Origin of the sequence: Pseudomonas sp. Z1-29, assembly GCF_051131995.1 — a bacterium.
Taxonomy (GTDB): Bacteria; Pseudomonadota; Gammaproteobacteria; order Pseudomonadales; family Pseudomonadaceae; genus Aquipseudomonas.
On the sequence record NZ_CP071645.1, the window covers coordinates 5,472,996 to 5,498,263 of the forward strand.

Sequence of the window (25,268 nt, forward strand, 5' to 3'; positions counted from 1 at the left end):
GGGCCTCATCAGTTCGTTGTCTGGCGCAGCAGCATGGTGCCGTCGCGCTGGGTAAATTCAAGTTTGTTCAGGGCGCTCATGCCCAGCAGCACTTGCGTGCCTTCCAGGCCTGGCGCCACCAGGGCACGGACATCACGCAACACGATGTCACCCAATTGCAGCCGGTCGATACGGGTGCGGTAGCCTTCGCTCAAACCATTGGCGGTGCTCAACCTCACGCCAAGACCTTTTTCCAGCTTGAGGCGCTCGGCCAATTCCTGCGGGATCGCCACGTCGGTGGCCCCGGTATCGAGCATGAAATCCACCGGCTGGCCGTTGATCTGGCCGCTGGCGACAAAATGTCCCTGCCGGTTGCCGATCAGCTTTACTTCGATAAAACCTTCGCCCTTCTGCGAATGCACCTCGGCATTGGGGTTGAGCTCTCGCTGCTCCCACTGGGCAAAAAACCGCGTTGCCAGAAACAGTGCCGCGCACCAGGCCAGGATCATCAGTACCCGGCCGGCGCGCTTGCCCGGTGGTTGCTGGCTCATGGCGCGGCACCCCAGCCACCCTCGGGCGCGGCGAAGCGCCAGATAACCGGCCGCTGCTCGCCGTCAGCCCGCGCACCGTCGTTGTTGTCCACGCCGATCCAGGCGCCGTCGGCGTCGACGATGAGCGCTTCGACCAGGCCGAAGGGCTGTGGATAACGGCGATTTTCCTGCAACGCCTCCCCCGCAAACGACCAGCAGCGCTCGACCTTGGCGGTCTGCGGGTCACGCCGGCAGATCTGATAGGCGTTTCGCTCCAGGGTAAACAGCTTGCCGTTGAACAATGACAGATCGGCGAAGTCCCGGGAAACCGCCTTGGCCTCGGGAAACTGCGCCGGCTGCATCTCCTGCCCCGCTTCGCTCAACAATACGCAATTGCCGTCGCAGTCCCACACCGTTTGCTGGCGCTTGAGCAACACCAGCCCACGACGCTCCCGTTCGGCGGCCAGCCATAGCTGATCGCCAGCCGGGTTGACCGCCACACCTTCGAACAGGGCATTAAAATGCAGCAGCATGCCGCTGCCCCGGGCCTGGCGGAGCATGGTCGGGGTGATTTTCAGCCAGGCTGCTTCGCCTGCCGGCGATATTCTCAGCACGGCGGCGTGGGACTCACTGACCACATAACGCTGACCGGCGCTGTCGCAACTGATGCCTTCGTAGTCCAGTTCGCCACCGCGCACGAACGATGCCGCCCAGGTCCGCGACTGCAGGCCCCAAGGCAAATCATTCTCCGGCACGGCAGGCACCTCGATACCGACAGCTTCGGCCTGCCAGGCCCGGGCATCGGAGGGTTGAAGCCGGTAAATCCGGTCATCGTCGCGATCGGATACCGTCCACATCTCGTTGCCACACAGGGCCAGCCCGGACAGATTGCCGCCGCGCATGCCATCGACGACATGCTCGGACAGCAACTTCAGTTCCGGCACTGGCGCTGCGACTACCACCCCCGCCCACAGCAACAACGCCAGGGCGAAACCGTTGCGCATCAGGCCAGGACCTCGGCCAGATCACCCTTGGATTCAAGCCAGTTCTTGCGGTCGCCGGCGCGTTTTTTCGCCAGCAACATGTCCATCATTTCCGACGTCGCTTCGAAATCATCCAGGGTCAACTGCACCAGCCGACGGGTGTTCGGGTCCATGGTGGTTTCGCGCAACTGCGGCGGGTTCATCTCGCCCAGGCCTTTGAATCGGGTGACCTGCGGCTTGCCGCGTTTTTTCTCGGCCACCAGCCGATCAAGGATGCCGTCGCGCTCGGCTTCATCCAGGGCGTAGTAGATCTCCTTGCCCAGGTCGATACGGTACAACGGCGGCATCGCCACGTAGACGTGACCGGCATCCACCAGCGGGCGGAAATGCTGGACGAACAAGGCGCAGAGCAAGGTGGCGATGTGCAAGCCGTCGGAGTCGGCGTCGGCGAGGATGCAGATCTTGCCGTAACGCAACTGGCTCATGTCCTCGGCGCCCGGATCGACGCCGATGGCCACCGCGATGTTATGCACTTCCTGACTGGCCAGCACTTCGCTGCCGTCGACTTCCCAAGTGTTGAGGATCTTGCCCCGCAGCGGCAGGATCGCCTGGAACTCCTTGTCCCGCGCCTGCTTGGCCGAGCCGCCGGCGGAGTCACCTTCCACCAGGAACAGCTCGGAGCGCATCGGGTCCTGCCCCGCACAATCGGCGAGCTTGCCCGGCAGTGCCGGCCCCTGGGTGATGCGCTTGCGCTCGACCTTCTTGCTTGCCTTGAGGCGACGGCCGGCGTTGTTGATCGCCAGTTCGGCGAGGGCCAGGCCGGTTTCCGGATTGGCATTGAGCCACAGGCTGAACGCATCCTTGACCACCCCGGAGACAAACGCAGCCGCCTCGCGGGACGACAGGCGCTCCTTGGTCTGGCCGGAGAATTGCGGCTCCTGCATCTTCATCGACAATACGAAGGCGATGCGCTCCCAGACGTCTTCCGGCGCCAGCTTGACGCCACGGGGCAGCAGGTTACGGAATTCACAGAACTCGCGCATCGCATCGAGCAGGCCCTGGCGCAAGCCGTTGACATGGGTGCCGCCCTGGGCAGTGGGGATCAGGTTGACGTAGCTTTCCTGGACGCTTTCGCCGCCCTCGGGCAGCCACAGCAGCGCCCAGTCCACGGCTTCCTTGTTACCGGCCAGGCTGCCGCAGAACGGCTCGTTGGGCAGGCGTTCGAAACCGTTGACCGCATCGACGAGGTACGAGCGAAGGCCGTCCTCGTAATGCCACTCGACTTTCTCGCCGGTGGCCTTATCCTCGAAACTCACCAGCAGCCCCGGGCACAACACCGCCTTGGCCTTGAGGACGTGCTTGAGGCGAGTGACGGAAAACTTCGGTGAATCGAAGTACTTCGGGTCCGGCGCGAAATACACGCTGGTGCCGGTGTTGCGCTTGCCGACGGTGCCGACCACTTCCAGCTCGGTGGCCTTGTAGCCGTCAGCAAAGGTCATCTGGTATTCGTTGCCGTCACGCTTGACCCGCACCCGCACCTGGGTCGACAAGGCGTTGACCACGGAAATACCCACCCCGTGCAGGCCGCCGGAGAACTGGTAGTTCTTGTTGGAAAACTTGCCGCCGGCGTGGAGCTTGGTGAGGATCAGCTCGACGCCCGACACACCCTCTTCAGGGTGAATGTCCACTGGCATGCCGCGGCCGTCATCGCTGACTTCCAATGAATGATCGGCGTGCAGGATGACCTGCACCGACTTTGCGTGCCCGGCCAAGGCTTCGTCGACGCTGTTGTCAATGACTTCCTGGGCAAGGTGATTCGGCCGACTGGTGTCGGTGTACATGCCGGGGCGCTTGCGCACCGGGTCGAGGCCCGAGAGGACTTCGATGGCGTCTGCGTTATAGGAGCTAGCGCTGGGAGTGGCCATGGGGTCTCGTCGTCAGTGTTCAGTGAAATAGAGGCAATGGTTCACAGTGAGGTGAAGTCGATCGCCTGGTACAAATCGGCGCCAATGCCGGCAAAACTCAATAACGCCGGCAACTGCTGGGCAAACCCTTGGAAACTGTGGTCGCCGCCGGCCTGGATACGCAACGCGCAGGCACGGTAATACTGCTGGGCGTGGCGATAATCCAGCGTTTCGTCACCGGTTTGCAACCATACCTGAAACCGCTGCGGATCCCGGGGCGCCGGCACTTCCAGCTCGGCCAGGGCCGTCACGTGGTCGTGGGTCAATTCCCAGGTCTCGTCGGTGTACAAATTCTTCTGCGTGCCCAGATAACCGTCGAACATCCGATGCGGGCTGACCGCCGGATTGACCAACAGGGCCTTGAGGCCGTGGCGCTCGGCCAAGTGAGTCGCATAGTAGCCGCCGAGCGAGCTGCCGACCAGCAGCGGCCGCCCCAGTTCTGTGATCGCCTGCTCCAACTGAGCAATCGCCTCGCGCGGATGGTGATGCAAGGCCGGCACCCGCAACTGGTCCCCCAGCCCGAGGCGCGTCATCACTTCGGTCAGTTGACAGGCCTTGGTCGACGCCGGGGCACTGTTGAAGCCATGGATATAAAGGATCGAACCCGACATGGGCAACTCCCTGGGTGCTGGGCAAAGGCCGGAGTTTACAGGGAGTTTGTGGAAGTTTGGGCGGTTTCGAATACCCCTCCGTCTTCGTGGCGAAGGAGCTTGCTCCCGCTGGGCTACGCAGTAGCCCCTTGAGCAGCAACGCCCGTTCCGACTGATAGAACACGGTGCCTGGTCTTGGGCCTGCTTCGCAGGCCAGCGGGAGCAAGCTCCCTCGCCACGGGGGGCTTTGTCAGCCGTTAAAACTTCATTGTCTCGGCTCAACGATTGTTTCTGGGGGGTTGGGCGTGGCTTTGAACATGGTGCAGTTCCTTTTTCCGTAGGGGAACCGCCATCTCCCGTTTCCAGGCGAGAGGGTGGCAGCTATGCGCGGGCTGGAAAACCGGAGTAAAGGAGCAAAACCCGGCAGACTCGAAAGTCTCCCGCGCATAGCCGCCATAACGCAGAACTGCACACGCAAAAAAAGCGCTGCAGTATCTCATGTGGCGCGCTGAAGCATCCTTACTATCGGGTTTCCAGGCCCGGCCGCTGAATTTTGCAGCGACGGGAAAAGACTAGCGACGCCCCTTCCCACCCGGCAACCGCGAGCACTCGCCGGAAAAATCCGCTTGCGTCAGAAAGGTCTTCCGCCCCTTCCCACAACCCTGGCTGACTACCGCCGCCATCGCGAGCAAGCCCGCTCCCACACAAATCCGTGGTCATTAGATTTTTCCGGCACAGCAAAAATCCCCCTGTGGGAGCGAGCCTGCTCGCGAAAGCGGTGGGTCAGCCTGCATCAGCCTTGAATGTGCCGCCGCCTTCGCGAGCAGGCTCGCTCCCACATTAAAACCGGCGTACCCCCGTGAGAATAAGGCCGGCTGTCAGGCCGCCTCGCTTTAGACCTTGATCTTGATCTGGGGAGCCCCGTTAACCACGCTGGCCGAACGCAGGCATTGCGCAGTGGACAACCCGGCATGGATGCCGGGTTAGCCGCGCTGGGCCATGGATGGCCCTTCGCGGCGGGCCCACGGAGCAATGCCGGAGTGAGGGCATGCCGAGCCTTGGCGAGGCACCGAGTGGTGGGGCAAAGCGCTTTTGCTTACTTTTGGCGCTCTCCAAAAGTGAGCCGCCGTAAGGGCGGAACCCTAAGCAGCCGTTACCGCAGCAATGGATATGTACCCGGTCAACAAAGCCCTGGTCGACTGTCAGGCCGCCATCGCGAGCAAGCTCGCTCCCACAATAGAATCGGAATACGACCGGTAAAGATATGCCGGTTGTAAAGCCGCCTTCGCGAGCAAGCCCGCTCCCACAGTTTGGGGTCAGTCCAGCTTGATCGAACTCAATAGCCGTTGGATCCGTAGTCAGGCGTAAACGCAAACCCAACCAACCGCTCAACCCCCGTCTCCAACCGCCCATCCGGCAACAACCGCAACCACCGATACCCTGGCGCCTGCGAGCCCACCGCAAAATCCTCACTCCCCGGCTCAAACTGAATACAGGTCGAAGGCGAAGCCAACAAACGAAACCCCTCGCGCACCCGGTCTATTTCCTGATGCACATGCCCCCACAACACCGCCCGCACCTGCGGAAACCGATCCAACACCGCAAACAGCGCCTCTGGATTGCGCAACCCGATCGGCTCCATCCACGCACAACCAATCGACACCGGATGATGATGCAGACACACCAGATGATGCCGCTCCGGCGCCTCGCTCAAGGCATTGGCCAACAGAATCAACTGCTCCTCGGCCAAAAAACCCGGCACCGAACCTGGCACGGCTGAATCCAACAGAGTGACTCGCCAATTGCCGATGTCCACCACCGGATCGAGCAACATGCTCTGCACCGCCGCCTCAAGCATCACCTGCGGCTCATCATGATTGCCCGGAATCCACCGCGCCGGCGCATCGATACGCGCAGTCAGGTGCCGAAATGCCTCGTAGGATTGCAGCGTACCGTCCTGGGACAAATCGCCCGTGGCGAGCATCAGGTCGATATCCGGGTGCTGCCGGAGTACGAGGTCAACCACCGCCCGCAAGCTGTCACGGGTGTTCATACCCAGCAACGAAGCATCGGCCTCGGCGAACAAATGGCTGTCAGACAGTTGGACCAGCAGCGCCGCGTCGGCAGTGGTCAAGCTGGATACGCTCGGCAAATCGCTTTCTCCCAGGCGCAATCACGCCGTTGCATGAGCGGCAATTATGCTGGGGGATGATCGAAAGGGGAAACCCGCGAACCGGAACCGGTTCACAACTACCGTACGACTTCGAACTCGTGGCCCAGCGCCAGGCAATGACTCAGCCACTCGCCCAGGAAAAGGTTCAACTGGGCCTTTTCGTCCGGCTGGTGCATTGACGCATTGGGGTAAGGATAGATGCCGCGAAAGCGTCGTGCATGTTCGGCGCTGACCACTTCGGCCATGCGTGCATCGTGATAGACCTGCACTTCCAGCTGCGGCACCGGCAGCCAGGGCAGGCTGTGCTCCTGGCGCACCTGCAATGTGGTGGTGTATGGACAGGTCTGCAGCACTTCCAGGGCCAGCACGCCGAGCATCTGGTCGCCGTGGGTCACGGCGATGCGGCGCGGTGCCGGGTCGTTGCGCATGTCCGGCAACAAGCGCATCAGGCGGGCATAGTTGGCCTCGCAGGCGGCCTGCAACCCCACCAGGTCGACGCGATAACGATCGCGCAGCTTGTTCAGGACCATAGCCCCCTCACTTCATCTCGATTCAAGGCCAGCCATTGCAAGGCAATGATGCTGGCCGCGTTGCAGATACGTCCGTCGCGCACCGCTTGCAGGGCGTCTTCGAATGCCCAGGTCTTTACGCGGATATCTTCAGCCTCTTCCAGCAGGCCATGCAGGCCGCCGGCCCCCGTACTGTCGCAACGCCCCAGGTAAAGATGCACGAACTCATTGCTGCCGCCCGGCGACGGGAAATACTTGGTCATCGGCCAGAGCGCAGCGAAGACCAGCCCAGCTTCCTCCTGCGCTTCGCGATGAGCAACTTCTTCCGGTTGCTCGTCCTTGTCGATCAGACCAGCCACCAGTTCAACCAACCAGGGATTGGCGGCCTTGCCAATGGCACCCACGCGAAACTGCTCTATCAATACCACTTCGTCGCGCTGCGGATCGTAGGGCAGCACACACACCGCATCATGACGTACAAACAGTTCACGACTGATCTCACGGCTCATGCCACCGGCAAACAGCTCGTGGCGCAAGACGAGGCGGTCGAGCTTATAGAAACCCTTGAAGCAGGTTTCACGCTTGACGATGTCCACGTTGCTCGGTGTGGCGTTGGCGAAATCGGTCATGACAATCCTCGTGTGCAGTGGAACGATGCGGGGTTCCAACCTCGGCTTCGCGCCATCCTAACGCGCCCGTACCGTTTGATGCAGCCCCTTTCCACTGATCGGGATGGACGGCAGAAGGTGAAAGAACTCTAATGAGCTTAGTGGCGAACTGATTGCCCTGCCGACAGTCGAAGCGGGTAACTTTTTGCCTTTCCCTGTTTCACGAAGGACGCCCATGTCGCTTTTCAAGATTGCTTCGCTGGCCGCCATTGCCCTGATCCTGGGCGCTTGCCAGAGCCTGTTCCAACCCAATTACCGCGCCCCGCTGGAGACCACTCGCGATGCGTCGGAGCAATTGCAGCCTGGCTGCGCCAGCGCCGACTGCCCGCTGGTCAACATTGACACACTGCATTTCCCCACCGAGCCCGCGCTGGACGGAATCATCGAAAAACGTCTGCTGCAAATGACCCGCACGACCCCGGACGCCCCGGTGGCGCCGACCCTGGCCGCCTATCGCGAGCAGTTTCTGCGCAGCGCAGCGCCGCGCAACAGCAGCTATCTGCAGGCCAAGGTACGTGAGCAACATGACGGCCTGGTGATCATCGAGCTGTCCAGCTATCTGGACACCGGCGGCGCTCACGGCACCCCTGGTCGCGGTTTCATCAATTATTCGCGCCAGCAGCAAAAAGTGCTGACGCTGTCGGACATGCTGCTGCCGGGCCAGGAAGAAGCCTTCTGGAAAGCCGCGCAAGTGGCCCACAACAGCTGGCTGATCAGCACCAAGCTGGATCAGGAACCGGAATTCCTGAAGCAGTGGTCCTTCCAGAAAACCCCGCACATCGCGCTGACCTACGGCGGGGTGATCCTCAAATACGAAGTGAGCACCATCGCGCCGTACGCCCTGGGCCACATCGAATTGAAGATCGCCTACCCCCGCCTCAACGGCATCCTCAAGCCCGAGCTGTTTCCCGGCCGTAGCTGAAAGCCCGGCCCAGCAACAATTGCAGCACCCCTGCCAGGATCAGCGACGGCAGGGTAGCGCCGATGTCCGGATAGAAGTTGGCCAGCAGGTGGTAGGTACTCACCCCGCCCAGCCAGGCCAACAACGCCGGCCAGCGCAACGCGACCGAGCGCACCTGGCTGCTGCGCTTGCGCAGAATGAAGTGATCCACCAGTACCACGCCAAACAGCGGCGCGAACACCGAGCCGATCAGCAACAGGAAGTTCTGGTACTGAGCCAGCGGCGCGAAGCAGGCGATCACGGTGCAGATGACACCAATCGCCAAGGCCAGGTGCTCGACCTTCAGCCCCGACAACATGCTCGTCGACACCGCCGCCGAGTGGATGTCGGCGAAAGCGTTTTCCGACTCGTCCAGAAGAATCAGCAACAGCGGGATGCCCAACCCGGCACCGGCCAGGGCCAGCAGCAACGCGTTGACTTCACCGCTCGGCGCGAACGCCAGGGTGTAGGCCACGCCGAGGCTCATCAGCCAGACGTTACCGATGAAGAACCCCACGGCCGTGCCGCCGAAGACGTTTCTGGCGCGTTTGCCGAAGCGCGAGTAGTCGGCGATCAGCGGCAACCAGGACAGCGGCATGGCGATGGCGATGTCAAAACCCACCGCGAGCGACATCGAACCGTCGCCGGCCTGGGCCCACAGCGCCGGCAGATCGGCCTTGGCGAACAGGTTCCAGGTCAACCAGATGCACGCCGCCAGCAGCAGCCAGATGCCCCATTTGCGCAGGATTTTGCGTACGAAGGTCAGCGGCCCGCTCACCGCGAGCAGGGTCGCCAACGCGCCGAAGAACAGCGTCCACAGCAATGGATTCGAGCCCAGGCTGCCTTCGCTGAAGGCCCGCGCGCCGAGCAGGCTGGCGGCATCGCGCATGACGATGATTTCGAACGAGCCCCAGCCGATCAACTGCAACAGGTTCAACAGCGCCGGCACGCTCGCGCCCTTGCCACCGAGGCTGAGCTTGAGCGCGGCCATGGCCGACAGGCCGGTGTCGCTGCCAATCACCCCGACCGCCGCCAATAGCAGGACGCCCACCAGCGTGCCGAGGAAAATCGCCAGCAGCGAACCGCTCAAGCCCAGGCCCGGCGCAAGCAAGGCGCCGACCTGCAAGACCATCAGGCCGATGCCCAGGGAGAACCACAGGGAAAACAGATCGCGGGCGCCGAAGACGCGTTTGTCCAGGGGCACGGCGGTGTCTGGGGAATAGGTGCTGGGTTGGATGTTCACAGAGATATCTCAGGGGAGATTATTGTTTTGGGTCGCTGATGTGGCGAGGGAGCTTGCTCCCGCTGGCCTGCGTAGCAGGCCCAAAACCAGTCAACTCGTTCTGGCAGCCAGAATGGTGGTGACTGGATTTGCGGCTGCTTCGCAGCCGAGCGGGAGCAAGCTCCCTCGCCACGGGGTGAGCGCCGCTCAAATCACACTTTCTTGTAAAGCTGACTACCTTCTTTCTTGAACCGCTCCGCCTGCTCCGCCAGGCCTTGGGCGACCTCGACATCCACCGCTTCAATGCGCTGGTTGGCCGCGTACTCGCGCACTTCCTGGGTGATTTTCATCGAGCAGAATTTCGGCCCGCACATCGAACAGAAATGCGCGACCTTGGCCGAATCCTTCGGCAGGGTTTCGTCGTGGTACGAGCGGGCGGTGTCCGGGTCGAGGCCGAGGTTGAACTGGTCTTCCCAGCGGAACTCGAACCGCGCCTTGCTCAAGGCGTTGTCACGGATCTGCGCGCCCGGATGCCCTTTGGCCAGATCGGCCGCATGGGCGGCGATTTTGTAAGTGATGATTCCCGTCTTGACGTCATCCTTGTTCGGCAGGCCGAGGTGTTCCTTCGGCGTGACATAGCAGAGCATCGCGCACCCGAACCAGCCGATCATCGCCGCGCCGATGCCGGAAGTGATGTGATCGTAGCCCGGCGCGATGTCGGTGGTCAGCGGGCCGAGGGTGTAGAACGGCGCCTCGTCGCAGCACTCGAGCTGCTTGTCCATGTTCTCCTTGATCAACTGCATCGGCACGTGGCCGGGGCCTTCGATCATGCACTGCACGTCGTGCTTCCAGGCGATCTTGGTCAGCTCGCCGAGGGTTTCCAGCTCGCCGAACTGCGCTTCGTCGTTGGCGTCGGCAATCGAGCCCGGACGCAGGCCGTCGCCCAGCGAGAAGCTGACGTCGTAGGCCTTCATGATTTCGCAGATGTCTTCGAAGTGGGTGTAGAGGAAATTTTCCTTGTGGTGCGCCAAGCACCACTTGGCCATGATCGAACCGCCACGGCTGACGATACCGGTGACGCGCTTGGCGGTCATCGGCACATAACGCAGCAACACGCCGGCATGGATGGTGAAGTAGTCGACACCCTGCTCGGCCTGTTCGATCAGCGTGTCGCGAAACAACTCCCAAGTCAGGTCTTCGGCCGCGCCGCCGACTTTTTCCAGGGCCTGGTAGATCGGCACGGTGCCGATCGGCACCGGCGAGTTGCGGATGATCCACTCGCGGGTTTCGTGGATGTGCTTGCCGGTGGACAGGTCCATGACCGTGTCCGAACCCCAGCGGATGCCCCATGTCAGCTTCGCCACTTCTTCTTCGATGGACGAACCCAGCGCGCTGTTGCCGATGTTGCCGTTGATCTTCACCAGGAAGTTACGGCCGATGATCATCGGTTCCAGTTCGGTGTGGTTGATGTTGGCCGGAATGATCGCGCGGCCACGGGCGATTTCGTCACGCACGAATTCCGGGGTGATGACTTTCGGCACGCTGGCGCCGAAGCTGTGACCGGCGTGTTGCTGGTCCAGCAGGCCGGCGGCGCGGGCCACTTCCAGCTTCATGTTTTCGCGGATGGCGACGTATTCCATCTCGGCGGTGATGATGCCTTTGCGCGCGTAGTGCATCTGGCTGACGTTGGCGCCCGGCTTGGCGCGACGCGGGTTGTTTACATGGGCGAAGCGCAGCTTGGTCAGCTCGGGATCGGCCAGGCGTTCCTGGCCGAAATTGGAACTCAGGCCGGCGAGACGCTCGGTGTCGCCACGAGCTTCGATCCACGGCGAGCGCACATCGGCCAGGCCCTTGCGCACATCAATGGTCACGTTCGGGTCGGTGTAGGGCCCCGAGGTGTCATACACCACCACTGGCGCGTTGATTTCGCCGCCGAAGTCGGTGGGGGTCACGTCGAGGCTGATTTCGCGCATCGGCACGCGGATATCCGGGCGACTGCCCTGGACGTAGATTTTTTGCGAGCGGGTAAACGGTTGGACCGATTGCTGATCGACCTGGGCCGATTCACTGAGGTTGGTCGCGTTTTTTGATTTTGTCGTCATCACGGGCTCTCCAGACACACATCCAGGCAGTGGATTTTTGTCGGAGCGAACCTGTGGCGAATGGACGCGTCCCTGCACGAAAGTGCGAACGCTGTGCTTGCTGCTCGAGCCTGTTCGAAGATCGAAAGTCGATTGTCGAACAACATCCCGGACGAAGCACAAGAGGACTCGCCGGGTGACGAGAAATCTTGTTCCCTACGCAGGCGCTAACCTGATCAGGTTCAACGGGATCCGAAATTATTCGATCTCAGCCTCATAGCAAGGCACCCCGACAAGAACCCGGCCAGTCTAGACACAACCGGCGCAGAACGCCATCGCCAGGGCAAAAGCCGTGATGAATGGCGCATATACAGGATTGTTGCCGTGCGTAGGCGCAACTACACTCGCTACGCCGCGCGCCTGTTATGCGCATTCAATCTTGAACGTAGGGATCGCCTCATGCTGCGCAAACTCTCACTGGCCCTTGCCGTGTCTTGTGCGACCAATGGAATGGCCTGGGCCGCCGAAGCCCCGTTATCCACCAGAACCGACCTGGTCAGCGTGTACCAGGAAGCGGTGGACAACAACGCCGACCTGGCCGCCGCCCGCGCCCAATACGGCGCCCAGAAAGAAGTGGTGCCCCAGGCCCGCGCCGGGCTGTTGCCCAATCTTTCGGCCGGAGCCGACCTGAACAACACCCGCACCGAGCTCGACCAGCCGGCGATGACCGCCACCCGCAGCTCGACGGTGTACCAGGCCACCTTGTCCCAGCCGATTTTCCGCGCCGACCGCTGGTTCCAGTTGCAGGCCGCCAAATCGGTCAACGAACAAGCGTCGCTGCAGTTGTCGGCCACCGAGCAGAACCTGATCCTGCAAAGCGCCGAAGCCTATTTCAATGTGCTGCGCAGCCAGGACAACCTGGCCTCGACCAAGGCCGAGGAAGCCGCGTTCAAGCGCCAGCTCGACCAGTCCAACGAACGCTTCGACGTCGGTCTTTCGGACAAGACCGACGTGCTGCAGTCCCAGGCCAGCTACGATACCGCGCGGGCCAACCGGATCATCGCGCAGCGCCAGGTCGAAGATGCCTTTGAAGCGCTGATCACCCTGACCAACCGCCAATACAATGCGATCCAGGGCGTCGTCCACACCCTGCCGATCCTGCCGCCGGCGCCCAACGACGCCAAGGCCTGGGTCGACACCGCTGCCCGGCAAAACCTCAATCTGCTGGCCAGCAACTATGCCGTCACCGCCGCCGAAGACACCCTGCGCCAGCGCAAGGCCGGCCACGCGCCAACCCTCGACGCCATCGCGCAATACCGCAAAGGTGACAACGACGGCCTCGGTTTTACCAACCCGAACCCCACCGGCCAGCGCTACGGTGGCGACGCCGAGCAACGGACCATCGGCCTGCAATTGAGCATTCCGATCTACAGCGGCGGGCTGACCAGCTCTCAGGTGCGCGAGTCCTACTCGCAACTCACCCAGACCGAGCAGCAGCGCGAAGGCCTGCGCCGCCAGGTGGTGGAGAACACCCGCAACCTGCACCGCGCGGTGAACACCGATGTGGAACAGGTCCAGGCCCGGCGCCAGTCGATCATTTCCAACCAGAGCGCGGTGGACGCCACGGAAATCGGCTATCAGGTGGGCACCCGCAACATCGTCGATGTGCTCGACGCCCAGCGCCAGCTGTACACTTCGGTGCGCGATTACAACAACGCCCGGTACGACTACATCCTCGACAATCTGCGCCTCAAACAGGCCGCCGGGACGTTGAGCCCGGAAGACCTGCAGGCCCTGTCACGCTACCTCAAGCCCGACTACAACCCGGACAAGGACTTCCTGCCGCCGGACCTGGCACAGGCCGCCGCGCAGCAACTGCGCGCTCGGCCGGCGCAGTAGCACACCTGCAAGCAATCCCCCTGTGGCGAGGGAGCTTGCTCCCGCTGGCCTGCCAAGCAGGCCCAAGGCCAGTCACCGCGTTCCGCCAGCCAGAACGGTAGTGCCGATTTTACGACTGCTTCGCAGCCGAGCGGGAGCAAGCTCCCTCGCCACAAAAGCTCAATCGAGCAACCGCCCCAACCCGTCCAGCAATCGCTGCAACGCGCCCTGGTTGCTGCGCATCACCTTCAACCCCGCCTCGGCCATGCGCTGGGCATCGCGGGGCAGTTCGAACAGGCGCTGTACCGCCAGGGCCAGGCTTTCGGCATCTTCGACTTCCTGCAACGCCCCGGCCGCCCGTAGTTGCGCGGCGATTTCGAGGAAGTTGAACAGATGTGGGCCACTTAGGACCGGTTTTTCCAGCGCCGCCGGTTCGAGCAGGTTGTGCCCGCCGTTGGGCACCAGGCTGCCGCCGACAAAAGCGCTGTCGGCCAGCGCGTAGAGAAACAGCAGCTCGCCCATGGTGTCGCCCAGCAGCACCGATGCCTGGGCAGTGACCGGTTGCGCACTGGAACGCCGGACCGTGGCGAAACCTTCACGCTCACACAACTGCGCCACCGAATCGAAGCGTTCCGGATGCCGCGGCACCAGGATCAACAACGCATCGGGATAACTGGCGAGCAGCCTTTGGTGGGCTGCCAGCACCACTTCATCCTCACCCCCATGGGTGCTGGCGGCGATCCACACCGGGCGCTCCACGGCTTGCCATTGGCGGCGCAGGGCGCTGGCGCTTTCGAGCAGTTGCGGGTCGATGGTCAGGTCGAACTTGATCGAGCCCGTCACCTCGACGGTTTCGGCTCGGGCACCGAGTTGGCGAAACCGCTCGGCCTCGGCTTCGGTCTGCACGGCAAACAGGCTCATCTCGCCGAGCATCGGCCGGGTCAGTTTGGGAAAACGGGCATAGCCGCGCGCCGAACGCTCCGAGAGCCGGGCATTGGCCAACGCCACCGGGATACCGCGCCTGGCGCATTGATGGATGTGGTTGGGCCACAGCTCGGTTTCCATGATCACCGCCAGCTTCGGCCGGACCTGATCGAGAAAACGCCTGGCCGCGCAAGGCAGGTCATAAGGCAGATAGCAATGCTGGACGCGCGGCTCCTCGGCGAACAACGCCTTGATCCGCTCCGAACCGGTGGGCGTCATGCACGTCACCGTGATCAGCAGCTGTGGATAACGTTGCAGCAAGGCGCGGATCATCGGCGCGGCGGCAATGCTCTCGCCCACCGACACCGCATGGACCCAGATGCCGCCCGGAACCAGTGCTGGCAAGCCCCACGCAAACCGCTCGCCGATGCGGCGGGCATAGGCCGGCGCCTTGCGTGTCCGCAACCACAGCCGAATCGCCACCAGCGGCAGCCCCAGATAAAACAATGCGCTATAGAGAGTTCTGTTCATGGCGGCGGAGTTTATCGGTTTTTCAGCCAATCGCCTGCAACTGCACGGCAAAACGTTCCGCCAGCCAGCGCGCGGCCGGGCCCAGCGGTTCATCGCGACGCCAGACCAGCTCCACCACCAGGGCCGGCGGGGTCCATTCGCTGCTCAGCTCGACCATCTCTCCCAGATAGGCCGGGTATTGCACAACGTGGCGAGGGAGCCAGGCCCAGCCCAGGCCACTTCTGAGCCATTCGGCGAGCACATAGAAGCTGTCGGCGCGCCAGACCTGCGGGCTGGCCTGCTCGCTGCCGGGGTAGACGCTGGTCTGGGTCGCCATCAGCAACTGCCGGTGCCGGGCCATTTCCCGGCACGACACATAGCCATGGTGCGCCAGTGGATGGCCCCGGCCACACACCGTGACCATCTCGACGCTGCCCAGCACCCGCCGCTCCAGCGCCTCTGGGATCTGATCGTGATAGAACAGCAAGCCGAGATCGGCGCGACGTTCCACCAGTTTGCGCGCCACGTCGCCCTGGGCGGCGCTGGCAAGCTGCACTTCGAGCGTTGGAAACTGCTCGGCCAGCGCCACCAGGCTGTCGATTACCGGTTGATAGGGCATGGCTTCATCCTGGGCCAGGCGCAGCGAAGCCTCCTGCCCGCGCATCAAGGCCAGGGCTCGACCGTTGAGCCGCTCGCATTGGCGCAACACTTCCCGCGCCTCTTCCAGCAGCGTCTCGCCCGCATCGGTGAGCCGGGGTTGGCGACCGCTGCTGCGCTCGAAAAGGTTCACGCCAAGGTCGGCTTCGAGCAGGGCAATCGCGCTGCTGATGGCCGACTGCGCCTTGCGCTGGTCCCGAGCCACGGCGGAAAACGAGCGTTTCTCGGCCACACCGACAAACAGCCGCAACTGCTCCAGATTCCATTGAACATTCATGGCGCAACCTATCTCCATTACAGATAGGTAATGACTTTACCGCATCTGCTCGTTCTCTAGAATGGCCCCATCGAAACACGCAACCGTCAATGAGGATCTGCCCATGAACGCCTATTACTACCTGGCCATCGCCATCTGCGCCGAAGTGATCGCCACCGTTTCGATGAAAGCGGTCAAAGGCTTGAGCACACCGCTGCCCCTGCTGCTGGTCGTCGCCGGTTACGGCATTGCGTTCTGGATGCTGACGCTGGTGGTGCGCACCGTACCGGTAGGCGTGGCCTACGCGGTCTGGGCCGGGATGGGCATCGTCATGGTCAGCGTGGCGGCGCTGTTCATCTACGGCCAGAAACTCGACGTACCGGCGATGCTGGGGATGGCGTTGATCGTGCTGGGGGTGGTGGTGATTCAGTTGTTTTCCAAGACGGCGGGGCACTAAAGCAGCGCAAGCTCCAAGCTTTAAGCTGCAAGCGGAAGCGATACCCTCTCGCTTGTAACTTGCAGCTTGAAGCTTGAAACTTGCCGCTTCATTTCCTCCGAGGTCGCTGCATGCCATCCGTTATTTCCACCGACATCCTGATTGTCGGCGCCGGAGTCGCCGGCCTCTGGCTGAACGCGCGCTTGCGCCGCCAGGGGTTTTCAACCGTGCTGGTGGAAAGCGCCAGCCTCGGTGGCGGGCAGAGTGTCAAATCCCAGGGCATCATTCATGGGGGCGCCAAATACGCGCTGCACGGAGCCCTGACCGGCGCCTCGGAAGCCATCGCCGATATGCCGCGACGCTGGCGCGAAGCCCTGAAGGGCGACGGTGAGTTGGATCTGTCCGGCGTACGCATGTTGTCCGACGCTCATTACCTCTGGTCTCCCGGCACCCTGGCCGGCAACCTGACCAGTTTCTTCGCCAGCAAGGCCGTGCGCGGTCGCGTCGACCAGGTCAAAGGCGAGCAACTGCCGCCGGCCCTGCAGGACAAGCGCTTCAAGGGCAAGGTCTACCGCCTCGCCGAGCTGGTGGTGGACGTTCCCAGCCTGATTGCCCGCCTGGCGGACCTGGCCGGCGACAGCCTGCTGGCCGGGCAGCGCATCGAACCCTTGCACGAACAGGGCGAGCTGGTCGGACTGAAGGTCGACGACCGCGAGATCCGCGCCCAACGCATTGTCCTCAGTGCTGGCGGAGGCACTGCCGACTTGCTCAACGCCCTTGGCCTGGATCAGCCGGCCATGCAGACCCGGCCGCTGCACATGGTGCTGGTCAAGGGGCCGAGCCTCAAGCCGTTGTATGCGCACTGCCTGGGCGGCGGACCGAAGCCACGCGTCACCGTAACCACGCACCCGGCAGCCGACGGCCAGTGGGTCTGGTACCTGGGTGGCGACCTCGCCGAGGGCGATGCCGTCGCTCGCGAACCCGCCGCGCAGATTGCCGTCGCCCAGAAAGAAATCAGCCAGTTGTTGCCGTGGGTCGACCTCAGTACGGCGCAATGGGCCACGCTGCGGGTCGCGCGCGCCGAACCGCTGCAATCGGGCCTGACCCGTCCGGACAATGCTTTTGTCGCCGAGCAAGGACGCCTGCTGGTGGGTTGGCCGACCAAGCTGGCGCTGGCCCCGGACTTTTCCGACCGGGTCATCACCGCGCTGCAACGCGACGGCATCCAGCCCAGCCACCCCGCCCCGCTGCCGGCCCTGCCGAAACCGCCCATGGGCGTCCCCGCCTGGGAGCAATTGTTGCCATGAGCCTACCGACCCTGCACGACCTGCATCGCCCGCTGGGCCATAACGGCCCGCTGGTTTCTCCCCTGGGCCTGGGCACGGTCAAGCTTGGCCGCGACCAGGGCGTCAAGTACCCCAACGGTTTTCGCATCCCGGATGACAGCGAAGCGCGCATGCTGCTCAAGCTGGCCCGCGAGCTGGGCATCAACCTGATCGACACCGCACCGGCTTATGGGCACAGCGAAGAACGCCTCGGCCCACTACTGCGCGGCCAGCGTCACGACTGGGTGATCGTCAGCAAGGTCGGTGAGGAGTTCAACGATGGCCAGTCGCGCCACGACTTCAGCGCCGCCCATACGCGGTTTTCGGTGGAGCGCAGTCTCAAACGCCTGGAAACCGAGTATATCGACCTGGTACTGGTGCACTCGGACGGCAACGACCTGGCGATCCTCAACGACAGCGAGGTCTACCCGACCCTGGCGGCCCTCAAGCGCGAGGGCAAGATCGGTGGCTTCGGTTTCTCCGGCAAGACCGTCGACGGCGGCTTGAAAGCCCTGGAGCAAGGTGATTGTGCGATGGTCACCTACAATCTGAACGAACGAAGCGAAAAGGCGGTCATTGACTACGCAAGCGAGCACGGCAAGGCGATCCTGGTAAAAAAAGCCCTGGCCAGCGGTCACGTCTGCCTGAGCCCCGGCGAAGACCCGGTTCGCACCAGCTTCGAACTGTTGTTTGAGCATCCCGGGGTTGCCAGTGCTATTGTCGGCACCATCAATCCGCTGCACCTCGCCCATAACGTCGCGACCGTAGCCAAGGTCCTGCGTAAAAACTGACGCCGCCTACGCGGTCTTAAGCAAGGAGCCGACATGCCGCGTACGCTCATCAGAAAAAACCCGAGCAACTTCAAGACCCTGCCCCTCGCTGTCGAAGCAACGCCCGAAGGCCTGACATACCAGAGCGTGGGCATGCCGCTGAATTTCGCCCAGACTTTGCAGCGGCGCCGCCCCGTGACAGTCGACGATGCCGAGCGTTTTTCCGTGGAACTGGCGAACCTGGGCGTCTCGGTGCGCCTGACGCTGCATTGGCAGAACCGCGATTATTGGGTGCTCGTGCGTCAACGCCGACAGGATCGCGGCGATGTAGTGCTCAAGCTGATTTCCGGCTACGTCCCGGCCCATGAACTGAACCTGCCGCTGCTCACCGCGATCAACGAAATAGCCGAAGAATGCCTGCTGGAAACGCCTGAAGGCTGGCTCGGCGGACGTTTCAACGACACGTGGTTGCCGGCGCCCTATTCAAGCGCCCTGCATTACCGTGAGGCCCTGCCGTTTCGACTGGCCCCGCTATCGGGCTCGGCTCGCCCGGTGCGCTGCGCCAACCTGCAACTGATCGAACGCCCAAGGGCCTACGTCCATTTGCCCACGGCATCGCTGCAGTTGATCTACGATTTGCGCCTGGATGTACCCAAGGAAGCCAAGTCCCTGAGCCTTTTCCATGTCGATGAACGGCTGGAGGGCGACCAACTGGTCGCGCGCCTGGACCGCAAGCGGCCCGATCTCTACCTGATGCCGCTGCAGGACGGACAACCCTTGCCCGAGCTGTATACGTTGAAGAAGGATCAGCTATACCCGGCCAGCACCCGAGGGTTGTATCTGGCGGAGAGCTTCGCCCGACAGGACGGCTGGCTGGTGCGCGAGGAGCGGATTCGCTGGAAGGACTGGCTGCGCCAGCAAGGGCTGACGCCGCCAGGAAAAGAATCCGGGCTGACCCGATTGAAGGGCAAGGCCCGGCAGTTGCTCAAGAAGATCGTGCCACGCAAGGTGGTGCGTTAGTCACAGCGATCTGGAAATGCTCTTGTGGCGAGGGAGCTTGCTCCCGCTGGGTTGCGCAGCGACCCCCATTTTTCATGGGCGCTGCGTAGCCGAGCGGGAGCAAGCTCCCTCGCCACAAAAGCTCCCCAGCCATGGAGCTAGCTCGACGGCAATGGCTCAGTTATTGCGGATCTTCTCCACAATTGCCGTCGTCGAGCTGTTCTCCACCAGCCCCAGCACCTTCACGGTGCCGCCATAAGCCGCGACGATATCGGCGCCGACGACCTGGTCGATGCCATAGTCGCCACCCTTGACCAGCACGTCCGGCTTGACCTGACGCAGCAGGTTTTCCGGCGTGCCTTCGCTGAAGCTGATCACCCAGTCCACCGCGCCAAGGCCGGCCAGCACCGCCATGCGGCGGTCAACGCTGTTGATCGGCCGGCCCGGCCCTTTGAGACGACTCACGGAGGCATCGTCGTTGACCGCGACGATCAGACGATCGCCTTGGGCCCTGGCCTGTTCGAGGTACGTCACATGGCCGGCATGGAGGATGTCAAAGCAACCGTTGGTGAACACGATTGTTTCGTTGTGCGCGCGGGCGTCGTCGACGGCCAGCAGCAACTGCTCCAGCCCGAGCACGCCACGCTCGGAACCCTCTTCACGCTGGATGGCGCGACGCAGCTCCGGAGCGCTGATGGCCGCCGTGCCCAGTTTGCCAACCACGATACCCGCCGCCAGGTTCGCCAGGGCCACCGCATGGGGCAGTTCCTCGCCAGCGGCGATGGCCGCCGCCAGTGTGGAAATCACCGTATCGCCGGCACCCGTCACGTCGAATACCTCACGGGCACGGGCCGGCAGGTGCAGCGCCGGATGATCGGGACGCAACAAGGTCATGCCATGTTCGCCCCGGGTGACCAGCAGCGCACCGAGCTCCAGGTCGTGCATCAGCTGTGCGCCTTTGCTCACCAGCTCGTGCTCGTCGGCGCAGCCACCGACGATGGTCTCGAATTCGCTGAGGTTCGGGGTGATCAGGCTCGCGCCACGGTAGATGGAAAAATCCTTGCCCTTGGGGTCGGCCAACACCGGAATACCCCGGGCCCGGGCCGCCTGGATCAGCGTCTGGTGATTTTTCAAGGCGCCCTTGCCGTAGTCCGACAACACCAGCACCTTGATACCTTCGAGCAGTTGATCGACCTCGGCGCCAAGGGCCAGGGGATCGGTGGCAAACGGTTCTTCGAAGTCGATCCGCAACAGTTGTTGATGGCGGCTGATGACCCGCAACTTGACGATCGTCGGCTGGTGCGCAATGCGCTGGAATATCGCCCGCACGCCCGCGCCCTTGAGGCTGTTGGCCAGGCTGTCGGCGGCTTCGTCGTCGCCGGTCACGCCGACCAGGGACGCCGGCGCGCCGAGCGCGGCAATGTTCAGGGCGACGTTGGCGGCGCCACCTGGCCGATCCTCGATATGCTCGACCCTGACCACCGGCACCGGTGCCTCGGGGGAAATCCGTGATGTACCGCCATGCCAATAGCGGTCGAGCATGACATCGCCGACCACCAATACAGGGGCTTGATCGAATCGCGGCATGGACAACTTCATGGAGCATCCCACATACAAAATGAACAGGGGCGCGATATTAGCACAGGGTTGGGGAAGGCTCGTCCATGGCGGTTGTCGGATGAGATGCACGGGCTGGCCGAGGCACCTCGACGGTTCAAGGTCGACGGGCCTGGTCGTCTTCCGGCGGCGTCCCTTTCAGCCGCCGGACCCAGAAAAGCTCGTGGCGCCGAACCGCCTTGCGGAAAAACTCGTCTTCTCCGGTGCTGGGCCAGCGGCGCCCGGCCAGCAGTCGCTGGATGATACGGCGCAGCCGTCGCTTGAATGGAGGTCGGCCCTGCAAGTCATGCTGCATGCCCAGGGCCATGGCCTTGTCCATGCGGGTGGAGGCGTCCAGCGACGGGCTCCACAACCCATCGGCCGGCAACGGTTCGATGGCCGGCGGCAGCGCAATGCCATGGCCTGCCGGGCCCATCGGCCAGCGGTCGTTGTCGTGCAGGTGATTGGCATAGAGCAGCAACGTCTGTGGCCGCCAGGTGCCGAGTTCGATCGCCTCCATCAGCGCCCGGGTACTGGCGACATGATCGCTGTGGGGGTCCAGCTCGGGGTGCGGCGTCAGCACCACCTCGGGCCGGTGATGTTCGAGCAGCCGCGCAAGGTCAGCCACCAGGTTGCGCCACGTCGGCAGGCCATCCGCGTCACCCGGCAGGTTCAAGGCATTGAACCGACGAACCTGGCGGATATCGCTCTCGCCCGACTCCCGCGAGCCAAAGCCCTGGTCCGGCGTCTTGGCCATGGCCTCCAATTGCAGGCAGTAGTAACCCAGCTGCACGCACTGCTGTTGCGCCACGCCCCCCCACAATGGCACGGCCAAGCTGTCCCAACTGCGCAGGCGACCCTTGAGACGAGCGGCCTCGGCGGGATCCAGGCCCATGTCGCGATAACGCTCGGCCTCGATCTCACCCTGGGTCAGCGTAACGATCGCAACCTCGCTGGCACGACTGTACAGCCCGAACGCCGCGAGTTCGGCGTCATCGGCATGGGGCGCGACGATCAGCAGGCGCTGCCGGGCGAAATCCGGGTTGCTCAGCACATGCAACATAGCCTGGGGAGCCAGGCTGCAAAAACGCCCGCGCAAGGCCAGGGTCCCGGTAGTCAGCGCGGCTCCTTGCCCGGACAGATTGAGGAAGCGCTCGCCACAGACGCCCCGCTCAAGATCCTGGCGATCCTCACCGATCCACACCTGTGGGTCGAGGAACCGCCCCAGCCAACGACTTTTTACCCGTACCTGCAGGATCAGCGTCTGCCGGGCATCGAACTGACCCGTGACCTGCAGGCGTCCGCCGCTCAGCGTGACGGGAAATTGCGGGGTATCTGGCGGAAAGTCATAGCGATAATCATCGCTCGGAGCATAGAACAGATGGTCGGAGAACCAGGCTTCATGAGCCACCCAGCCCAACAGGAGAAACACCGGCAACGACCACCACGAGACCGTGAAGCCGAGCACCAGCGCCGCCAGCAGCGCGCCGGCCAGAACCAGGCGCTTGCGTTGACGGTGGCGTTTGAGCAGTTGCTGCTTGCGTGCGCTCACGGTGCTGTTCCCTCGTTCATCAGCTGCGTGTCCTCGCTCAAACCTGGTAGACCGGAACCCGGTTGCACCAGCGATCCTTGTATTCGCGATCGGCGCGGCCGAACGAGTAGCGCAACGGTTTGCCCGCCGCCCGGGCGTGCTCCCATTGTGCCTGGGTGTTGACGAAGCTAAGCACGCTGCCCGGGCTGAAATCTCGGCTCTGCGGGTCAACCCCGCCATTGATATATTCCAGGCTGAACCAGCCGGGCGCCTCGACCCGATACAGAATCTGGATCGCCACCGGTTCGTCATTCAGATAGATCAGCGAGCCGGTCATGAATTCGCGCATCAGGCTGAACACCTCGGCCAGATGGGTCTTGCCGGGGGCTTCGAAATTCCAGCGACGCTGGAACAGGTCGGCATACACCGCAGCCTGCTCGCCGGGGCTCAGGTCGAGCATTGGCCGGATACTGCCACCGGCGTCTTCCAGCAGGCGCTGCTCGCGACGCTGGTTGTAGCGAAACTTCTTGCTGTAGTCCTCGGGCTCACGCGCCAGCGCCAGGCCTTCGGGTTGTTCGGCGAGACCGATGATGTGCGGTGCATTCAGTTCGGACACATACCGCATGCGGTGCCGCAGGCGAACCTGGGCGCCTTGGCTGACGGGCAGGATGACCTCGGCATTGCCGAGGTCGAGCATGCCACGCTTGCCTTCACGCTTGAGCACATCCTTGGACAGCGCCACATGCCGGCCCCAGGTAGGCATGGCGGCACACAGCTGGCCGTCAACGAGCCAGCCCAGGTAGCGCACCGGAATGCCCACCAGCCCGGCCAGGCGCTCGACCACATCAGGGTGTGTCGCCACGCTGCCACCGAATTGATGCCAGGCCTGGGCGTAAGCCACGGCGTCTATGGGGGTCCAACCGTTTTCGCGCCAGGCCCGCCAGTAACTCAGGATCAAACGAAGGTCTCCTTCGCCACCTCGTCGGCAGCCTCGACGAAGTCCTTCTCGTGCAAGCGTGCGTAGAAGCCATTCAGCGCCAGCAACTCGGCGTGGGTACCGCGCTCGACGATACGGCCCTTGTCCATCAGCAGGATGAGATCGGCTTTCTCGATCGTCGATAACCGGTGGGCGATGACCAACGTGGTGCGCCCTTTCATCACCTGGTCGAGGGCTGCCTGGATGTGCCGCTCGGACTCGGTGTCCAGCGCCGACGTGGCTTCATCGAGGATCAGCAGCGGAGCGTTCTTGAGCAACGCCCGGGCAATCGCCAGGCGCTGGCGCTGGCCGCCGGACAGCAGCACGCCGTTCTCGCCCACCAGGGTGTCGTAACCCTGGGGCATCTGCTCGATGAACTCCGCGGCATAGGCATCTTCGGCAGCCCTGCGGACGTCTTCAAACGGTGCGCCGGCAAGATCGCCATAGGCGATGTTGTTGGTGACACTGTCGTTGAACAGCGTGACCTGCTGGTTCACCAGGGCAATGTGCCTACGCAGGTTGGTCAACCGGTACTGCTCGACATCCACGCCGTCGAGCAATATCTGGCCCTTGTCGTGGTGATAGAACCGTGGGATGAGGTTGGCAAGGGTCGACTTGCCGCTGCCCGAGCGCCCTACGAGGGCGATCATCTGGCCCTCTTCGGCGGTGAAGGAGATATCGTCGAGCACCAGCTTTTCCGTACCCGGGTATTGGAAGCTCAGGTTGCGCACTTCCAGGCGACCGTTGACCCGGACCATTTCCTGGGTGCCGGTATCGATTTCGGGCTCTTCGTCGAGCTGCTCGAAAATGCTTTCCGCCGCGGCCAGTCCTTTCTGGATCGTGGCGCTGACTTCCGACAACTGGCGGATAGGCTTGGGTAGCAGACCGGCGGCGGTGATGTAGGCGACCAGTTCCCCTGCCGACGCATCGCCACGCAGGTAAAGCACCAGGTACATCAACACGGCCATGCCGATATAGATCACCAGTTGCAGCATCGGCGTGTAGATCGACTGGGTCCGCGTCATGCCCAGGCTGCGGTTCATGTTGTCGGCGCTGGCCTTGTGAAACCGCTCGATTTCGTAGTGTTCGCCGCCGAAGCTGCGTACCACGCGGTAGCCCTGGATGGTCTCCGACGCCACGTGGGTCACATCGCCCATCGCCACCTGGATCTTCTTGCTCTGCTTACGGAATTTCTTGCTGGCGCTACTCACCAGCACGGCAATGACCGGCAGGATCGCCAGCAATACCAGGGTCATTTTCCAGTTGCTGTAAAGCAGGTAGCCGAACAGGAACACCACGGTCAGGCCTTCCCGGATGACAACCTTGATGGCATCGGTGGCGGCGCCGGTGACCATGGTCACGTTGTAGGTGATACGGGAAATCAGGTGGCCGGAGTTATGGTTGTCGAAATAACGGTTGGGCAAGGTCAGTAGATTGTCGAACAGCGCGCAACGCAAGTCATGGACGACGCCCCGGGCGACCTTGGCCAAGTAGTAGTTGCCCAGGAACGAACCGATCCCCTGGTAAACCGCGATCAGCACGATCAGCAGCGGCACCCCGAGCACCAGCGAGACCCCCATGAAGCGGGTGTCATTGGGCTTTTGCAGCGCGTCGAGAAAATGCTTGAGCATGTCCGCCAGCATCGGCTGGCTGGATGCAAACAACACGAAGCCAACGATACTGACGGCGAAAGCGCCCCAATACGGGAGAACGTATTTCAGCAATCGCAAGTAAATCTTCATGCTCGATTGCTGGTCGGAATTGGCCATTC

21 protein-coding genes and 1 riboswitch are annotated in these 25,268 nt (G+C 62.9%); of the genes, 6 read left to right on the forward strand and 15 right to left on the reverse strand.

All coding sequences use genetic code 11. The features are described 5' to 3' along the window. Positions 1–8: 8 nt before the first annotated feature. The 7 genes from J3P84_RS24950 to J3P84_RS24980 all read right to left on the reverse strand — a co-directional run bounded on the left by J3P84_RS24950 (position 9) and on the right by J3P84_RS24980 (position 7,357). Positions 9–530, reverse strand: coding sequence for a retropepsin-like aspartic protease family protein (locus J3P84_RS24950; RefSeq protein ID WP_434570018.1), 522 nt, complete (start codon positions 528–530; stop codon positions 9–11). Then, positions 527–1,513: an esterase-like activity of phytase family protein gene (locus J3P84_RS24955; protein ID WP_434626390.1), complete on the reverse strand. Its 987-nt coding sequence runs from the start codon at positions 1,511–1,513 to the stop codon at positions 527–529. The genes J3P84_RS24950 and J3P84_RS24955 overlap by 4 nt, the downstream gene beginning before the upstream one ends. Continuing rightward, complete coding sequence (gene parE, locus J3P84_RS24960) at positions 1,513–3,417, reverse strand: DNA topoisomerase IV subunit B (protein ID WP_434570021.1); 1,905 nt, start codon at positions 3,415–3,417, stop codon at positions 1,513–1,515. Before parE ends, J3P84_RS24955 begins: the two co-directional genes overlap by 1 nt. 41 nt (positions 3,418–3,458) lie before the next feature. Beyond that, positions 3,459–4,067, reverse strand: coding sequence for a YqiA/YcfP family alpha/beta fold hydrolase (locus J3P84_RS24965; protein ID WP_305497232.1), 609 nt, complete (start codon positions 4,065–4,067; stop codon positions 3,459–3,461). A gap of 1,315 nt (positions 4,068–5,382) precedes the next feature. Further along, positions 5,383–6,198, reverse strand: coding sequence for a 3',5'-cyclic-AMP phosphodiesterase (gene cpdA, locus J3P84_RS24970; protein ID WP_434626391.1), 816 nt, complete (start codon positions 6,196–6,198; stop codon positions 5,383–5,385). Positions 6,199–6,296: 98 nt separating this feature from the next. Further along, the gene (locus tag J3P84_RS24975) at positions 6,297–6,749 is read right to left on the reverse strand and encodes a DUF1249 domain-containing protein (protein ID WP_003186471.1); all 453 of its coding nucleotides are present in this window, start codon (positions 6,747–6,749) and stop codon (positions 6,297–6,299) included. After that, positions 6,740–7,357: an NUDIX domain-containing protein gene (locus J3P84_RS24980; RefSeq protein WP_434626392.1), complete on the reverse strand. Its 618-nt coding sequence runs from the start codon at positions 7,355–7,357 to the stop codon at positions 6,740–6,742. Before J3P84_RS24980 ends, J3P84_RS24975 begins: the two co-directional genes overlap by 10 nt. 214 nt (positions 7,358–7,571) lie before the next feature. Here J3P84_RS24980 and J3P84_RS24985 point away from each other — a divergent pair, with 214 nt between their 5' ends. After that, positions 7,572–8,318, forward strand: coding sequence for a DUF3298 domain-containing protein (locus J3P84_RS24985; protein WP_434602640.1), 747 nt, complete (start codon positions 7,572–7,574; stop codon positions 8,316–8,318). Here the strand turns inward: J3P84_RS24985 and cytX are convergent. Both cytX and thiC read right to left on the reverse strand, forming a co-directional pair. Next, positions 8,287–9,579, reverse strand: a complete 1,293-nt coding sequence (gene cytX, locus J3P84_RS24990; RefSeq protein WP_434626393.1) for a putative hydroxymethylpyrimidine transporter CytX — start codon at positions 9,577–9,579, stop codon at positions 8,287–8,289. The genes J3P84_RS24985 and cytX overlap by 32 nt on opposite strands. Before the next feature lie 191 nt (positions 9,580–9,770). Beyond that, on the reverse strand, positions 9,771–11,660 hold the full coding sequence (thiC, locus tag J3P84_RS24995) for a phosphomethylpyrimidine synthase ThiC (RefSeq protein ID WP_434626394.1): 1,890 nt from the start codon (positions 11,658–11,660) through the stop codon (positions 9,771–9,773). Between the two features lie 175 nt (positions 11,661–11,835). Continuing rightward, a riboswitch (TPP riboswitch) is annotated at positions 11,836–11,941 on the reverse strand. Between the two features lie 157 nt (positions 11,942–12,098). Here thiC and J3P84_RS25000 point away from each other — a divergent pair. Then, positions 12,099–13,538 carry a TolC family outer membrane protein gene (locus J3P84_RS25000; protein ID WP_434626395.1) on the forward strand — a complete coding sequence of 480 codons (1,440 nt, stop codon included), beginning with the start codon at positions 12,099–12,101 and terminating at the stop codon, positions 13,536–13,538. Positions 13,539–13,697: 159 nt separating this feature from the next. Here the strand turns inward: J3P84_RS25000 and waaA are convergent, their stop codons facing one another. Together waaA and J3P84_RS25010 are read right to left on the reverse strand one after the other, a co-directional pair. After that, positions 13,698–14,972 (reverse strand): lipid IV(A) 3-deoxy-D-manno-octulosonic acid transferase, encoded by a 1,275-nt coding sequence (waaA, locus tag J3P84_RS25005; protein WP_434626397.1) that lies wholly within the window; start codon positions 14,970–14,972, stop codon positions 13,698–13,700. A 22-nt stretch (positions 14,973–14,994) separates the two neighbouring features. Further along, positions 14,995–15,885: a LysR family transcriptional regulator gene (locus J3P84_RS25010; RefSeq protein WP_434570036.1), complete on the reverse strand. Its 891-nt coding sequence runs from the start codon at positions 15,883–15,885 to the stop codon at positions 14,995–14,997. A gap of 103 nt (positions 15,886–15,988) precedes the next feature. Here J3P84_RS25010 and J3P84_RS25015 point away from each other — a divergent pair, with 103 nt between their 5' ends. From J3P84_RS25015 to J3P84_RS25030, 4 genes are all read left to right on the forward strand, one after another. Continuing rightward, positions 15,989–16,321, forward strand: a complete 333-nt coding sequence (locus J3P84_RS25015; RefSeq protein WP_305497247.1) for a DMT family transporter — start codon at positions 15,989–15,991, stop codon at positions 16,319–16,321. A 110-nt stretch (positions 16,322–16,431) separates the two neighbouring features. Continuing rightward, positions 16,432–17,607, forward strand: a complete 1,176-nt coding sequence (locus tag J3P84_RS25020; RefSeq protein WP_434626398.1) for an NAD(P)/FAD-dependent oxidoreductase — start codon at positions 16,432–16,434, stop codon at positions 17,605–17,607. Then, positions 17,604–18,416 (forward strand): aldo/keto reductase, encoded by an 813-nt coding sequence (locus J3P84_RS25025; RefSeq protein ID WP_434626399.1) that lies wholly within the window; start codon positions 17,604–17,606, stop codon positions 18,414–18,416. The genes J3P84_RS25020 and J3P84_RS25025 overlap by 4 nt, the downstream gene beginning before the upstream one ends. Positions 18,417–18,449: 33 nt before the next feature. Next, entirely contained in the window at positions 18,450–19,415 is a 966-nt protein-coding gene (locus J3P84_RS25030) for a metal ABC transporter ATPase (protein ID WP_305497250.1), read from the forward strand. Positions 19,416–19,571: 156 nt separating this feature from the next. On the opposite strand, the gene hldE is transcribed toward J3P84_RS25030, so the two are convergent. The 4 genes from hldE to msbA form a co-directional block, all read right to left on the reverse strand. Next, complete coding sequence (gene hldE / locus J3P84_RS25035) at positions 19,572–20,993, reverse strand: bifunctional D-glycero-beta-D-manno-heptose-7-phosphate kinase/D-glycero-beta-D-manno-heptose 1-phosphate adenylyltransferase HldE (protein WP_434570040.1); 1,422 nt, start codon at positions 20,991–20,993, stop codon at positions 19,572–19,574. A gap of 115 nt (positions 20,994–21,108) precedes the next feature. Next, complete coding sequence (locus J3P84_RS25040) at positions 21,109–22,542, reverse strand: PIG-L deacetylase family protein (protein ID WP_434626400.1); 1,434 nt, start codon at positions 22,540–22,542, stop codon at positions 21,109–21,111. A 37-nt stretch (positions 22,543–22,579) separates the two neighbouring features. After that, positions 22,580–23,476, reverse strand: coding sequence for a GNAT family N-acetyltransferase (locus J3P84_RS25045; protein WP_434631519.1), 897 nt, complete (start codon positions 23,474–23,476; stop codon positions 22,580–22,582). Next, positions 23,476–25,266, reverse strand: a complete 1,791-nt coding sequence (gene msbA, locus J3P84_RS25050; RefSeq protein WP_305497257.1) for a lipid A export permease/ATP-binding protein MsbA — start codon at positions 25,264–25,266, stop codon at positions 23,476–23,478. Before msbA ends, J3P84_RS25045 begins: the two co-directional genes overlap by 1 nt. Positions 25,267–25,268 lie beyond the last annotated feature (2 nt).

Excerpts from the sequence above, each read along its gene's own strand:
- J3P84_RS24950 (WP_434570018.1), bottom strand. The coding sequence starts at position 530 with ATGAGCCAGCAACCACCGGGCAAGCGCGCCGGCCGGGTACTGATGATC.
- J3P84_RS24955 (WP_434626390.1), bottom strand. The coding sequence starts at position 1,513 with ATGCGCAACGGTTTCGCCCTGGCGTTGTTGCTGTGGGCGGGGGTGGTA.
- parE (WP_434570021.1), bottom strand. The coding sequence starts at position 3,417 with ATGGCCACTCCCAGCGCTAGCTCCTATAACGCAGACGCCATCGAAGTC.
- J3P84_RS24965 (WP_305497232.1), bottom strand. The coding sequence starts at position 4,067 with ATGTCGGGTTCGATCCTTTATATCCATGGCTTCAACAGTGCCCCGGCG.
- J3P84_RS24975 (WP_003186471.1), bottom strand. The coding sequence starts at position 6,749 with ATGGTCCTGAACAAGCTGCGCGATCGTTATCGCGTCGACCTGGTGGGG.
- J3P84_RS24980 (WP_434626392.1), bottom strand. The coding sequence starts at position 7,357 with ATGACCGATTTCGCCAACGCCACACCGAGCAACGTGGACATCGTCAAG.
- J3P84_RS24985 (WP_434602640.1), top strand. The coding sequence starts at position 7,572 with ATGTCGCTTTTCAAGATTGCTTCGCTGGCCGCCATTGCCCTGATCCTG.
- thiC (WP_434626394.1), bottom strand. The coding sequence starts at position 11,660 with ATGACGACAAAATCAAAAAACGCGACCAACCTCAGTGAATCGGCCCAG.
- J3P84_RS25000 (WP_434626395.1), top strand. The coding sequence starts at position 12,099 with ATGCTGCGCAAACTCTCACTGGCCCTTGCCGTGTCTTGTGCGACCAAT.
- waaA (WP_434626397.1), bottom strand. The coding sequence starts at position 14,972 with ATGAACAGAACTCTCTATAGCGCATTGTTTTATCTGGGGCTGCCGCTG.
- J3P84_RS25010 (WP_434570036.1), bottom strand. The coding sequence starts at position 15,885 with ATGAATGTTCAATGGAATCTGGAGCAGTTGCGGCTGTTTGTCGGTGTG.
- J3P84_RS25015 (WP_305497247.1), top strand. The coding sequence starts at position 15,989 with ATGAACGCCTATTACTACCTGGCCATCGCCATCTGCGCCGAAGTGATC.
- J3P84_RS25020 (WP_434626398.1), top strand. The coding sequence starts at position 16,432 with ATGCCATCCGTTATTTCCACCGACATCCTGATTGTCGGCGCCGGAGTC.
- J3P84_RS25025 (WP_434626399.1), top strand. The coding sequence starts at position 17,604 with ATGAGCCTACCGACCCTGCACGACCTGCATCGCCCGCTGGGCCATAAC.
- J3P84_RS25030 (WP_305497250.1), top strand. The coding sequence starts at position 18,450 with ATGCCGCGTACGCTCATCAGAAAAAACCCGAGCAACTTCAAGACCCTG.
- hldE (WP_434570040.1), bottom strand. The coding sequence starts at position 20,993 with ATGAAGTTGTCCATGCCGCGATTCGATCAAGCCCCTGTATTGGTGGTC.
- msbA (WP_305497257.1), bottom strand. The coding sequence starts at position 25,266 with ATGGCCAATTCCGACCAGCAATCGAGCATGAAGATTTACTTGCGATTG.